Annotated in this window: 12 protein-coding genes; 1 reads left to right on the top strand and 11 read right to left on the bottom strand. The window is 67.2% G+C overall.

Annotated features, from left to right (window positions below):
* Positions 1-49 precede the first annotated feature (49 nt).
* The 11 genes from ACW9UL_RS03120 to ACW9UL_RS03070 form a co-directional block, all read right to left on the bottom strand.
* A complete protein-coding gene (locus ACW9UL_RS03120) occupies positions 50-1,258 on the bottom strand; it encodes a benzoate/H(+) symporter BenE family transporter (RefSeq protein WP_457788823.1) in 1,209 nt (402 codons plus the stop codon).
* A gap of 120 nt (positions 1,259-1,378) precedes the next feature.
* Positions 1,379-2,320 carry a catechol 1,2-dioxygenase gene (gene catA, locus ACW9UL_RS03115; RefSeq protein WP_457788822.1) on the bottom strand — a complete coding sequence of 314 codons (942 nt, stop codon included), beginning with the start codon at positions 2,318-2,320 and terminating at the stop codon, positions 1,379-1,381.
* A gap of 30 nt (positions 2,321-2,350) precedes the next feature.
* A complete protein-coding gene (gene catC / locus ACW9UL_RS03110) occupies positions 2,351-2,641 on the bottom strand; it encodes a muconolactone Delta-isomerase (protein WP_021489556.1) in 291 nt (96 codons plus the stop codon).
* A 16-nt stretch (positions 2,642-2,657) separates the two neighbouring features.
* The gene (locus tag ACW9UL_RS03105; protein WP_457788821.1) at positions 2,658-3,779 is read right to left on the bottom strand and encodes a muconate cycloisomerase family protein; all 1,122 of its coding nucleotides are present in this window, start codon (positions 3,777-3,779) and stop codon (positions 2,658-2,660) included.
* 57 nt (positions 3,780-3,836) lie between these two features.
* Positions 3,837-5,177, bottom strand: a complete 1,341-nt coding sequence (locus ACW9UL_RS03100) for an MFS transporter (RefSeq protein ID WP_457788820.1) — start codon at positions 5,175-5,177, stop codon at positions 3,837-3,839.
* 119 nt (positions 5,178-5,296) lie between these two features.
* Positions 5,297-6,061 carry a 1,6-dihydroxycyclohexa-2,4-diene-1-carboxylate dehydrogenase gene (locus ACW9UL_RS03095; RefSeq protein ID WP_457788819.1) on the bottom strand — a complete coding sequence of 255 codons (765 nt, stop codon included), beginning with the start codon at positions 6,059-6,061 and terminating at the stop codon, positions 5,297-5,299.
* Positions 6,062-6,149: 88 nt separating this feature from the next.
* Positions 6,150-7,160: a benzoate 1,2-dioxygenase electron transfer component BenC gene (gene benC / locus ACW9UL_RS03090; RefSeq protein WP_457788818.1), complete on the bottom strand. Its 1,011-nt coding sequence runs from the start codon at positions 7,158-7,160 to the stop codon at positions 6,150-6,152.
* 82 nt (positions 7,161-7,242) lie between these two features.
* Entirely contained in the window at positions 7,243-7,731 is a 489-nt protein-coding gene (gene benB / locus ACW9UL_RS03085) for a benzoate 1,2-dioxygenase small subunit (RefSeq protein ID WP_457788817.1), read from the bottom strand.
* A complete protein-coding gene (gene benA / locus ACW9UL_RS03080) occupies positions 7,732-9,102 on the bottom strand; it encodes a benzoate 1,2-dioxygenase large subunit (RefSeq protein WP_457788816.1) in 1,371 nt (456 codons plus the stop codon).
* 280 nt (positions 9,103-9,382) lie between these two features.
* Positions 9,383-10,339 carry an AraC family transcriptional regulator gene (locus ACW9UL_RS03075; RefSeq protein ID WP_021441894.1) on the bottom strand — a complete coding sequence of 319 codons (957 nt, stop codon included), beginning with the start codon at positions 10,337-10,339 and terminating at the stop codon, positions 9,383-9,385.
* Between the two features lie 296 nt (positions 10,340-10,635).
* On the bottom strand, positions 10,636-11,481 hold the full coding sequence (locus tag ACW9UL_RS03070) for an IclR family transcriptional regulator (RefSeq protein WP_397495926.1): 846 nt from the start codon (positions 11,479-11,481) through the stop codon (positions 10,636-10,638).
* A 145-nt stretch (positions 11,482-11,626) separates the two neighbouring features.
* Between ACW9UL_RS03070 and ACW9UL_RS03065 the strand changes: the two genes are divergently transcribed.
* The gene (locus ACW9UL_RS03065; protein WP_457788815.1) at positions 11,627-12,892 is read left to right on the top strand and encodes an Hsp70 family protein; all 1,266 of its coding nucleotides are present in this window, start codon (positions 11,627-11,629) and stop codon (positions 12,890-12,892) included.
* Positions 12,893-13,030: the final 138 nt, after the last annotated feature.

Raw genomic sequence — 13,030 nt, 5'->3', positions numbered from 1 at the left:
ACCCGCCCGGCAGCCCAGGGGTTGCCGGTTCGGGGGAATGGATTGGGGGTTATTCCCTGGCCGGCTCGCCGGCGGGACTGGCAATGGCGGCCGGCTTGCGCAGGCGCAGCAGCAGGTGCGCGGCGAGACCGAACAGCAGGCCCCAGAAGGCCGCCGACAGGCCGAGGAAACTCAGCCCGGAGGCGGTCACCAGGAAGGTGAACAGTCCGGCGTCACGCTCCTTGGGCTCGCTCAGGCTGCGCGCCAGCGCCTCGCTGAACGCGCCGTACAGCGCCAGCCCGGCCAGGGAGGCGATCAGCGCGGCGGGAAAGGCGGCGAACAGCGACACCAGGGTGGCGCCGCCGATGCCAAGCCCCAGGTAGGCCAGGCTGCCGACCACCGCAGCCACGTAGCGTCGCCTGGGGTCTTCATGGGCCTCGCGGCCAGTGCACAGGCTGGCGGTGACCGCCGCCAGGTTCAGGCCGTGGCAGCCGAACGGCGCCAGCAGCGCGCCGCCGATGGCGCTGGCGCCGATCAGCGGGCTGGCCGGGGTTTGGTAACCGGCGCCACGCAGCACCGCCATGCCCGGCATGAATTGCCCGGTCAGCGCCACCAGCACCAGCGGCAGCGCCAGGTTGAGGGTAGCGGTGAGGCTGAATTCGGGGGCGATCCACTGCGGCGTGGCCAGCTCCAGCACCAGCGCCTCGCTGCGCAGCTGGCCGCCGAGCAGGGTCAGCGTCGCGCCCACCGCCAGCACACCCGCCACCGCGTAGCGCGGCGCGCTTCGACGCAGCAGCAGGTAGGTGACGAACATGCTGACGATCAGCAGCGGCTGTTCGGGCAGCGCCTTGAACACCTCGATGCCGAAGGCGAACAGGATGCCGGCCTGCAAACCGGCGGCGATGGAGCCGGGCAGTTTGGCGATCAGCCGGTCGAAGCTGCCGCTGAGGGCGATCAGCAGCAGGATCAGGTTGGCCATCAGGTAGGCGCCGATGGCCTGGTTCAGGCCCAGTTCGGGCAGGGCGCCGACCAGCAGCGCGCTGCCGGGGATCGACCAGGCAATCACCACCGGCGTGCGGTAGCGCAGGCTGAGCAAGAGGCCCAGCGCGCCGCTGCCGATGGAAATCGCCCAGACCCAGGACGACAGCAGCGCCTGGGACAGGCCGGCGCTTTCCGCGGCATGGAAGATCAGCACCAGCGGCCCGGCGTAGGAGATGGTGGTGGCGAGCAGCCCGGCCACCAGGGCGGGCAAGCTGAAGTCTTTGAGCAGGGCTTTCATGGTCCCTCGCAAGGTCAGGCTGGCGCTTCTTGGGAAACGCTCTTGTTGTTTGCGCCCGCGGGCCGTGCCGGCACGGCCCTGGGTGCCGCCCTCACCCGCGAGCGGGCGAGGGCTCGGGGCTCAGACGCCCTGCAGTGCGCGCGGCCGTGCGCTGCGGCGCTCGGCCTTGGGCGCCGGGGCCTGCTGCAGCTGGAAGTCGAACGTCAGCTCGGCGAAGCGCGGGCCCTGGATACCGCGGTCGCGGGCGGCGGCCTCATCCTCGACGAACTGGATATCGCCGACCAGGCCCTCGCGGGTGGCGTAGGCGAAGTCGTCCCACAGGTACTGGTCGCCGGCCAGGTTGATCTGGGTGGTCAGGTGGCGATGGCCCGGCGCGGAGATGAAGAAGTGGATATGCGCCGGACGCTGGCCGTGGCGACCGAGCAGATCGAGGCATTCCTGGGTCGGGCCCTGCGGGTCGCAGCCGTAGCCGCTGGGCACGATGCTGCGCGCGCGATAGCGGCCCTCGGCGTCGGTGACGATGCGCCGGCGCAGGTTGTAGTCGCTCTGGCTCTGGTCGAAGTAGGAGTAGTTGCCCTTGGTGTTGGCGTGCCACAGGTCGACCACGGCGCCGGCCAGCGGTTTGCCCTGGGTGTCGCGCACCACGCCTTCGAGGAACATCACCGTGGCCACGCCGTCTTCGCTGCCGTCGTCCATCCGCACCTGGCCCTCGGCCAGCGGCGCGCCGGCTACGTACAGCGGGCCTTCGATGGTGCGCGGGGTGCCGCCGCTGAGGCCGGCCTCGGCGTCCTTGGCGTCCTGCAGCAGGTCAAGGAAGTGTTCCAGGCCCAGGCCCGGCACCAGCAGGCCGAACTCGCTGCGCGCGCCGAGGCGGTTGAGGTAGTCCACCGCCTGCCAGAATTCGTCGTCGGTCACTTGCAGGTCTTCGATGATCTTCGCCGCGTCGCCGACGATGCGCAGCATCAGCTGCTTGAGGCGCGGGCTGCCCTGCTCGTTGTTGAGGCCGCAGGCCTCGCGGAACAGGTTCTGCACGTCTTGGGTGTGGGAGATTTTCACGGTCATGGTGGCGTACCTCGTTGTTGTTCTGGGAGATCAGCGGTCGTCGGCATGGATCGACGAGGGATGCCGGCACAGCGGCGTGACCTCGATGTCCATGTAGGGGAACAGCGGCAGTTGCAGCAGGGTGTCGTGCAGCGCCTCGACGCTGGCCACGTCGAATACGCTGTAGTTGGCGTAGTGCCCGGCGATGCGCCACAGGTGGCGCCAGGTGCCCTCGCGCATCAGGCGCTGGGCCAGTTCCTTCTCCTCGGCCTTGATCTGCGCGGCCACTGCCGGGTCCATGTCGGCCGGCAGCCTTACGGTCATCTTCACGTGGAACAGCATCAGGATTTCCTCCGTTTCACTTGCGGGCGAAGAACGCCAGGCGCTCTTCGTCCAGGGTCAGGCCCAGGCCGGGGGTACGCGGCACCTGCAGGGCGAAATCGCGGTAGAGCGGCGCTTCAGTGACGATCTCCTCGGTCAGCAGCAGTGGGCCGAACAGCTCGGTGCCCCAGGTCAGTTGCTTGAGGGTGACGAAGGCGTGGGCCGAGGCCAGGGTGCCGATGGCGCCTTCGAGCATGGTGCCGCCGTACAGGGCGATGCCGGCCGCTTCGGCGATGGCCGCAGTGCGCAGCACGGCGCGCGGGCCGCCGTTCTTGGCGATCTTCAGGGCGAACACGCTGGCCGCGCCGTCGGCGGCCAGGCTGAAGGCGTCCTCGACGCTCTCGATGGATTCGTCGGCCATGATCGGCGCCGGGCTGCGCTGGTTGAGGCGCACCTGGCCGGCGCGATTGATGCGCGCGATGGGCTGCTCGATCAGGTCGATGCCGTTGTCGCCCAGCACCCGGCAGGCGCGGATGGCCTGGGACTCGTCCCAGCCCTGGTTGACGTCGACCCGCACGCTGGCGCAGTCGCCGAGGGCCTGCTTGATGGCGATGACGTGGTTGAGGTCGCGCTGCAGTTCGCCGGCGCCGATCTTCAGCTTGAAGATGCGGTGGCGGCGGATGGCGAGCATCTGCTGCGCCTCGTCGATATCGCGGGCGGTGTCGCCCGAGGCCAGGGTCCAGGCCACCTCCAGGCTATCGCGCACGCGGCCGCCGAGCAGCTCGCTGACCGCCAGGCCCAGGCGCTTGCCCTGGGCGTCGAGCAGCGCGCTTTCGATGCCCGACTTGGCGAAGGTGTTGCCCTTGGCCAGCTTGTCCAGGCGTTGCATGGCGGCATTGATGTTGGCCGCGTCCTGACCGCGCAGCGCCGGCGCCAGGTGGCTGTCGATGTTCTGCTTGATGCTCTCCGGGCTCTCGTTGCCGTAGGCCAGGCCACCGATGGTGGTGGCTTCGCCTATGCCTTCGACGCCGTCGCTGCAGCGCAGGCGGATGATCACCAGCGTCTGGTTCTGCATGGTGTGCATGGCCAGCTTGTGCGGGCGGATGGTCGGCAGGTCGACTATGGTCGCCGTCAGGCTTTCGATCAGGACGTGGCTCATTTCACTCTTCCAGTCAGTCGCCCTCTCCTTGTGAGAGAGGGGTCGAGGGTTAAAGGCTCAGGCCTTGGCTGCCGCCAGCGCTGCGGACGCCGCCTGGCGCCGCTGGCCGCTGAGGGTGAACACCGCCATGGCCAGGGCGGCGATGGCCCCGGGGATGGCGAAGGCGATAAAGTTCAGTTGCAGCGGCAGGTTGATCGCCATCAGCGCGCCGCCGAGCAGCGGCCCGACTATGGCGCCGTTGCGGCCGATGCCCGAGGCCCAGCCGAGGCCGGTGGAGCGGATCGACAGGCCGTAGAACTGCGCGGCGCCGGCGTACAGCAGGATCTGCGTGCCGATGGTGGTGGCGCCGGCGATGAAGATCAGGCCGTAAAGCACCGGCGTCGGGCTGTTCAAGCCGAGCAGGCTGATCGAGGCGGCGGCGGCGACGAAGAAGGCCACCATCACCTTGCCCAGGTTGAAGCGGTCGCCCAGCCAGCCGCCGAGAATGGCCCCGGCCATGCCGCCGAAATTCAGCGCCAGCAAAAACGACAGGCTCGAGCCCAGGCTGTAGCCGGCGCTGGCCATCAGCTTGGGCAGCCAGGAACTCAGCGCGTAGACCATCAGCAGGCAGCAGAAGAACGCCAGCCACAGGCACAGGGTGCGCAGCGCGCGGCCGTCGCGGAACAGCTCGAAGACGCCGACGCCCTGGCCCTTGCCATCGCTCATCAGCAACTGGTCGGCGGCATCGAGGGCCAGGCCCGGCTCGACCTTGGCCAGCACCGCGCGGGCCTGCTCATGGCGACCCTGGCGCACCAGGAAACCCACCGACTCCGGCAGCTTCCACAGGATCAGCGGCAACAGCAGCAGCGGCACGGCGGCGGCGAAGAACATCGACTCCCAGCCGAAGCGCGGCAGCATGTAGATACCCACCCCGGCGGCGAGCATGCCGCCCAGCGAGTAACCGCTGAACATCACCGCCACCAGGGTGCTGCGCAGACGCTTGGGCGCGTACTCGTTCATCAGCGCCACGGCGTTGGGCATCAGCCCGCCACAGCCCAAGCCGGCGATAAAGCGGAAGATGCCGAACTCGGTGGGGTTGCTGGCGAAGCCATTGAGGATGGTCGCCGTGGAGAACAGCACGAAGCAGATGGCGATGCCCTTCTTGCGCCCGATCCGGTCGGCCAGGGTGCCGAAGCCGAGGGCGCCGAACATCATGCCAAACAGCGCATAGCTGCCCAGGGCGCCGGCCTCCAGCGGGGTCAGGTTCCACTCCTGCATGATCGACGGCAGCACCACGCCGAAGATGAACAGGTCGTAGCCGTCGAAGATCAGCAGCAGCGCGCAGAGCGCCATGACCATCCAGTGGAAGCGGGAAAAGCGCGCGTTGTCGATAACGGGGTGAACGTCTATCTGTCGCATGGCATCGGTTCTCGGTTTTGTTTTTGTTGTGAACTGCTCGGTTGCTTGTGTAGGAGCGGTCGGCCGGTGTTCCGCTTTAGCCGCGATTCGCGGCTAAAGCAGCTCCTACGGGGTCGTGCTCAGCCCAGATCGCCGCCGCCCACCGGCAGGGTCACGCCGGTGATATAGGAGGCCTCGTCGGAGGCGAGAAAGAGGATCGCGCCGACTTGCTCGTCGATGCTGCCGTAGCGTTTCATCAGGCTGCTCTGCACGGTCTGGTCGACGATCTGCTGGTACCAGCCCTTCTCCTCGGCGCTCTGTTCGGCGGCGTTGCGCGGGATGCGCCGCGGCGGCGCCTCGGTGCCGCCGGGGGCGGTGGCGTTGACGCGGATGCCGCGCTCGGCGGTCTCGAACGCCAGGCAGGCGGTGAGTGCGTTGACGCCGCCCTTGGCCGCGCCGTAGGGCACGCGGTTGACCCCGCGGGTGGCGATGGAGGAGACGTTGACGATGGCGCCGCTGCCCTGCGCCAGCATCTGCGGCAGGGCGGCGTGGCAGCACCACAGGGTGGGGAACAGCGAGCGGCGCACCTCGGCCTCGATCTGCGTCGTTGCGTAGTGCTCGAAGGGCTTGGCCCAGATGGTGCCGCCGACGTTGTTGATCAGGATGTCGAGGCGGCCGAAGCGCTCGACGGCTGCCTGCATCACGCCCTGGCAGTCGCCGGCCTGCTCCAGGTCGGCGGTCAGGCACAGCACGCCCTCATGCTCGGCCAGCTCGAACACCAGCTCGGAGCGGTCCACCGCCACCAGCTGCGCGCCCTCCTCCAGCAGCCGCTCGGCGACGCGGCGGCCGATGCCCTGGGCGGCGCCGGTGACCACGGCGACCTTGTGTTGAAAACGCATACTCATAGTCCCGTCCTCGTCGAGGGGCCGCGGGCTTGCGCCCGCGCCGCGAATAAAACCGGCCCGCCGCCGTGGCGGCGGAGCCAAGGAGCAATCAGGCGCTGGCGGCAAACTTCTCGTAGTAGAAATTGGCCGGTGCTATGCCCTGCTCGCGGATATAGGCGCTGACCGCCTCGACCATCGGCGGCGGGCCGCACAGGTAGATGTCCACCTCGCCGTCGTTGAGGTGCTTGGGCTCGATGTGCTGGGTGACGTAGCCCTTGTGCGGGTAGCTGCTCTCGGGGCTGGCCACGCAGGCGCTGAAGCTGAAGCCGGGGATGCGCGCGGCGAAGGCTTCCAGCTTGTCCAGCTCGACCAGGTCATGGTCGTGGGTCACGCCGTAGATCAGGTGCAGCGGGTGCGCGCAGCCCTCGGCGGCGATCTTCTCCAGCATCGCGGTGAAGGGCGCCAGGCCCGTGCCGCCGGCCAGCAGCAGCAGCGGGCGCTTGATCTCGCGCAGGTAGAAGCTGCCCAGCGGGCCGGCCAGGCTGATGCTGTCGCCGGCCTTGGCCAGGTTGCTCAGGAAGCTGCTCATCAGCCCGCCCGGCACGTTGCGGATCAGGAAGCTGACCTCGCCGTCCTTCTGCAGGCTGCTGAAAGAGTAGGCACGGGTCTGCTCGCTGCCCGGCACCTGCAGGTTGACGTACTGCCCCGGCAGGAAGGCCAGCTGGCTCAGGGCCTCGCCCTTGACCGACAGGGCGATGGTGCTGTCGGAGAGCTTGCGCACCGCGCTGATGGCCGCCTCGAAGCTGGCCTGCTGGGTCTTGCACAGCTGCGAGGAGGCCGGCACGCGGATCACGCAGTCGCTCTCGGCGCGCATCTGGCAGGTCAGCACATAGCCCTGCTCGGCCTCGGCCTGGCTCAGGGCGTCGTCGATGTATTCCTCGCCGAGGTCGTACTGGCCGGCTTCGGCGAAGCACTTGCAGGCGCCGCAGGCGCCATCGCGGCAGTCCAGGGGGATATTGATGCCCTGGCGGTAGGCGGCGTCGGCCACCGTCTCACCCAGGTTGGCGTCGATAAAGCGGGTCACCCCGTCTTCGAAATTCAGTGCGATCTTGTGGCTCATGGCGCACCTCGCTATGCGGTTGGCGGCGTGCAGGGTCCCGTGACGGGAGCCGAGGGCTCCCGCCGGCAGCGCTGCAGCGGAATCAGATGTGGTAGACGTCGATGATCTGGCGCACGTAATCGTTCTTCAGCACCACCTTCTTGGCCTTGATCAGCGGGTTCTCGCCGCGGGTATCCAGGGTGTAGAAGCTGGTGCCGTAGAAGTGATCGACGGTCTTGTAGCGAAAGCTCAGGGTGTGCCAGTTAAAGCGAACCCGGCACAGACCCTCTGCCTGCTCAACGATCTCGATATTGTTGATGTTGTGCGAGGTGCGGGTATCCGGAATGGTGGCGCTGGAGCGCTCGGTGCGGATGCGGAACACCCGGTCCTCCAGGCCGCTGCGGTTGCCGTACCAGATCAGCGAAATCTCGGTCTGCGGGTTTTCCACCAGCTGGTCGGCATCGTCCCAGGCCGGCATCCAGAACTCGGCATCCGGGGCATACAGCTCCAGCCACTGGTCCCACTGCTTGTCGTCCAGGTAGCGCGCCTCGCGGTAGAGGAAGTCGCGCACGGCGTCATAGGAAAGGCTCATTTACGCACCCTCCACGTGGATCAGTTGCTCTTGCTGCTCTTGCTGCTCTTGCAGCGCCTGGATCATCTGCTGCTGCCAGTAGTGGTGCTGCAGCACAAACAGCCCCTCGTCCTCGGTGCGCGCGCCGCTCATCAAGGGCTGCAGGTCGATCTCGCGAGCTGAATCATCGGCGCCGTCGATCCAGTGCTGGGCGCCGCGGGACATGTCGTTCCACTGCATGGCGCGGCCGGCGAAGCCCTGCTGGCAGGCGCGGAACTCTTCCAGGTCATCGGGGGTGGCCATGCCAGAGACGTTGAAGAAGTCCTCGTACTGGCGGATGCGCCGCGCGCGCGCCTCGGCACTCTCGCCCTTGGGCGCGATGCAGTAGATGGTCACCTCGGTCTTGTCCACCGACAGCGGCCGGGCGATGCGCAGCTGCGAGCCGAACTGGTCCATCAGGTACAGGTTGGGGTACAGGCAGAGGTTGCGCGAGTGGCCGATCATCCAGTCGGCGCGGGCTTCGCCGAACTCGGCGGCCAGGCGCTCGCGGTCGGCGAACAGCGGGCGATCCTCGGGGTTGTCCCAACGGGTCCAGAGCAGCAGGTGGCCGTTCTCGAAGGAGTAGAAACCACCGCCCTTCTTGCCCCAGCCACCGGCGCTCATGGCGCGGATGTCGTCGCCGGCCTCTTTCAGCTTGCGCTGCTGCTGGGTGGCGGCGTAGTTCCAGTGCACGGCGGTGACGTGGTAGCCGTCGGCACCGTTTTCCGCCTGCAGTTTCCAGTTGCCCTCGTAGACATAGGTGCTGGAGCCGCGCAGCACTTCCAGGCCTTCGCTGGACTGGTCGCAGATCATGTCGATGATCTTCTTCGACTCGCCGAGGAAGTCCTCGAGCGGCGCCACGTCCTCGCGCAGGCTGCCGAACAGGAAGCCGCGGTAGGACTCGAAGCGGGCGACCTTCTTCAGGTCGTGCGAGCCGTCGCAGTTGAAGCTGTCGGGGTAGCCGGCTTCCTTGGGGTCCTTGACCTTGAGCAGCTTGCCGCTGTTGTTGAAGGTCCAGCCGTGGAAGGGGCAGGTGTAGCTGGCCTTGTTGCCGCTCTTGAAGCGGCACAGCATGGCGCCGCGGTGGCTGCAGGCGTTGATGAAGGCGTTGAGCTCACCCTCCTTGTTGCGCGCGATGAAGATCGGCTGGCGCCCCATGTGGGTGGTGTAGTAGTCGTTGACCTTGGGGATCTGGCTCTCATGGGCCAGGTACAGCCAGTTGCCCTCGAAGATGTGCTGCATCTCCAGGTCGAACAACCGGGGGTCGGTGAACATCTCGCGCTTGCAGCGGAAAATGCCCTTGTCCTTGTCTTCTTCAAGCAGGCTATTGAGGTAGTCGAGTCCCAGGTTCATGGCCATGGCTCCGTTGTTATTGTTTCAACGGTTCCAAGGCTATGCCGCCTGATTGTCCGACAATATCCAGTTAGTGCAGGACCTTTATCCGTTTTCTGCAGGGTGCGACCAAGGTCGTAGAAGCCGCGTCAGCCGTGGCCTGGGCAGAAACTCGGAAGGTGGAAAACCGCGGAGCGTTTTCCACCTGTAGCCAACCGGAAGAGCTACGACGCGTGTTTGATCGGAGGACAAGCTACCCGCTCGTAGGGTGTGCCGTGCGCACCGAAAACACGCGGAGCGATCAGGACTCGCGGCGACGCAGGGTATCGGAGGGCAGCTCGCCGAAGGCGCTCTTGTAGCTCTCGGAGAAGCGGCCGAGGTGGAGGAAGCCGTAGTCCAGCGCCACCTCGGTGATATTGCGCACCTTGGCCGAGGGGTCGCTGAGGCAGGCGTGCACCCGCTCCAGCTTGCGCTGGCGGATATAGTGCTTGGGCGTGGTGCCCAGGTGCTTGTCGAACAGCGCGTAGAGCGAGCGCGGGCTGATGTGGGCGAGCTGGGCCAGCTGCTCGAGGCTGATGTCCTGCTTGAGGTTGTCGTCGATAAATTGCACCAGGCGCTCGAACGAGGGGTTGCTCTCGGCCAGCTCCGCGCGGCTGACGTTGTTGCCGAGCAGGCCGAGCAGCTTGCTGGCGATGATCCGCGTGTAGTGCTCCTGCACCGAGGGCAGCGACTGCTCGCTCTCGGCCTCGTCGCAGACCAGGCCGAGCAGGTTGGTGAAGCCTTCGAGCTGCTGCAGCTGGTGGCGCGAGGCGAAGCGCACGCCGTCGGCCGGGCGCTGCCAGTGGTTGTCGCTGCAGGCGCGCTCGATCAGCTGGCTCGGCAGCTTGACGATGAACTTCTCGCAGTCGTCGGAATAGGTCAGGTCAACCGGATCGTCCGGGTTGATCAGCAGCAGTTCGCCGGGGGTGAAGTAGTGTTCCTGGCCGTGGCCGCGCCACAGGCAGTGGCCCTGCAGCAGCATCTGCAGGTGATAGATGGTTTCCAGCGCCGGCGAGGTGACGCGCACGCTGCCGCCGTAGCTGATGCGGCACAGGTCGAGGCTGGCGAAGCTGCGGTGGCTGAGGCTGGCGGCCGGGCGGCCGCTGTTGGGCAGGCGAATGCAATGCGAGCCGACATGCTGGTTGACGTAGTCGGATACCGCATAGGGGTCGGCATTGGCGAACAGCCGACTCTTCTCGTTGAGCAGACGACAGTCCATAACTCAGGGCGCTCTTATTGTTATCAACTGGCGAGTGCTGACGGGCCAAGGCTGCCCTCCTCGCTCGAACCATAGATACAGGCAAATGGCCTGCCGCTGATCACGAGCCGATCAACGGTTGACCGGCACAGGTTAGCGGCCTGGCGAGCTTAGGCAATCGGACCTTGGGCGAATATCGCGGCGGGCGATTACCGCCCGCTTTCGTCTGGATCAGGCAGGATCTCCTAGGGTGGATCGCGCTTTATCGATCCACCGTCCTGGTGGATGTAAAAAGCGCCATCCCCCCTAGGATCTGCTCAAGAAGGCCGAAACAGCTGGCTGCTGAGCTCGCGGCTGGCGCTGAGCATCAGCGGCAGGTAGCGCTTTTCCAGCTCGCTGATCGGCACGCGACCGGCGTGGGTGCTGACGTTCATCGCCGCCAGCACGTGGCCGGCGGAGTCGTACACCGGCACCGCCAGCGAGCGCAGGCCCTGCTCCAGCTCCTGGTCGACGATGCACCAGCCCTGGTGGCGCACGCGCTGCAGGCACTCCCACAGCGCCTCGGGGGTGTGCAGGGTGCGACTGGTCTTGGGCTGCAGCTCGGCGTGGGCCAGGTAGTCCTGCAACTGGTCGTCGTCCAGCGCGGCGAGCAGGATGCGGCCCATGGAGGTGCAGTAGGCCGGCAGGCGGCTGCCGACGCTGAGATCCACCGAGATCAGCCGCTGCGGAATCGCCGAGCGGGCGATATAGAGCACCTGCTCGCCCTCCAGGGTGGCCAGGTTGCAGGCCTCGTGCAGCTGCTCGCTCAAACGGTCGAGATAGGGCTGGGCGGACACCGCCAGCGGCGTCGACGACAGGTAGGCGTGGCCCAGGGTCAGCACCTTGGGCAGCAGCGAATAGGTGCGCCCGTCGGTGGTGACGTAGCCCAGCTTCATCAGGCTGTAGAGGCAGCGGCGCACTGCGGCGCGGGGGATCTCGGTGCGGTGGCTGATCTGGGCGATGGTCAGGTGGCGCTTGCGCTCCTGAAAGGCGTTGATCACCGCCAGGCCGCGGGCCAGGGAAGTCATGAAATTGGGATCGCCGGCGAACTCCTCGATGCGCTTGGCCGGCGACACGTAGGGCGGCGGCGCCAGGCTGGACAGGGGCGGACGGGTATCGCTCATGGAACCTCCGGGGCGGTCGACAGTGCCTGGCGATTATCGAACCCCGGTGCGGTAATCGCAAATCCCCGGAAAACTGATACCCGGTGCTGCACGCCCGCACGACCTGCCCTAGAATGCGCGGCCGTTTTCTCAGGCTGTCCGCACCATGCCCTTCACCACCCCCGCCCGCGCCTGTGGCATCGACTTCGGCACCTCCAACTCCACCGTCGGCTGGCTGCGACCCGGCCAGGACAGCCTGCTGGTGCTGGAAGACGGCAAGATCACCCTGCCCTCGGTGATCTTCTTCAACACCGAGGAACGCCGCCCGGTCTACGGCCGCCAGGCCCTGCACGAGTACCTGGAGGGCTACGAAGGCCGCCTGATGCGCTCGCTGAAGAGCCTGCTGGGCTCCAAGCTGCTGAAGAGCGAGACCACGGTGCTGGGCAGTGCGCTGCCGTTCAAGGCGCTGCTCGGCTTCTTTATCGGCGAGCTGAAGAGCCGCGCCGAACGCCTGGCCGAGCGCAGCTTCGACGAGGTGGTGCTGGGCCGCCCGGTGTTCTTCGTCGACGACGACGCGCAAGCCGACCAGGAGGCGCAGAACACCCTGGTCGCCGTGGCGCACCAGCTCGGCTTCAAGGAGGTGTCGTTCCAGTACGAGCCGATCGCCGCGGCCTTCGACTACGAGTCGAACCTGGACCGCGAGGAGCTGGTGCTGATCGTCGACATCGGCGGCGGCACCTCGGACTTCTCCCTGGTGCGCCTGGCACCCGAGCGCCACCAGCTGGCCGAGCGCCAGGACGACATCCTCGCCACCGGCGGCGTGCATATCGGCGGTACCGATTTCGACAAGCAGCTATCGTTGGCCGGGGTGATGCCGCTGTTCGGCTACGGCAGCCGGATGAAGAGCGACGCCTTCATGCCCACCAGCTACCACCTCAATCTGGCCACCTGGCACACCATCAACGCGCTGTACGCGCAGAAGACCCAGCTGGCGCTGCAGAACATGCGCTACGACATAGTCGACGCCACCGGCATCGACCGCCTGTTCGGCCTGATCGAACAGCGCGCCGGGCACTGGCTGGCGATGCAGGTGGAAGACAGCAAGATCGCCCTCAGCGAGCAGGACGCGCGCGCCATCGACCTGTCGCGCGTGGAGCCGGGGCTGGTCGCCGAACTGAGCCGGCCGCTGTTCGAAGAGGCCATCGAGCCACTGCTGGAACGTATCCGCGCCAGCCTCGGCCAGCTGCTCGCCGATGCCGGCATCGCCGCCGAGCAGGTCGACACGCTGTTCTTCACCGGCGGCTCCAGCGGCGTGCCGGCGCTGCGCCAGAGCGTGGCGGCCATGCTGCCGAATGCGCGCAGCGTGGAAGGCAACACCTTCGGCAGCATCGGCAGCGGCCTGGCCATCGAGGCGAAGAAGCGCTACGGCTGAGGCGCCTTGCGCCCCCTTGGGCCCGGACCCTTGGTTGGGCTGAGGAGCCCGCGACGAAGCCCAACGGGGGCGTCCGCCGGCCCGCGGTTGGGCTTCACGGCGCGCAGCGACAATCTACCGAGGGCCGGCCGATTCTGT

This window comes from Pseudomonas sp. PL-6 (assembly GCF_054110165.1).
Note: the sequence above shows the minus strand (reverse complement) of the source record. Positions and strands in the feature narration are given on the sequence as shown.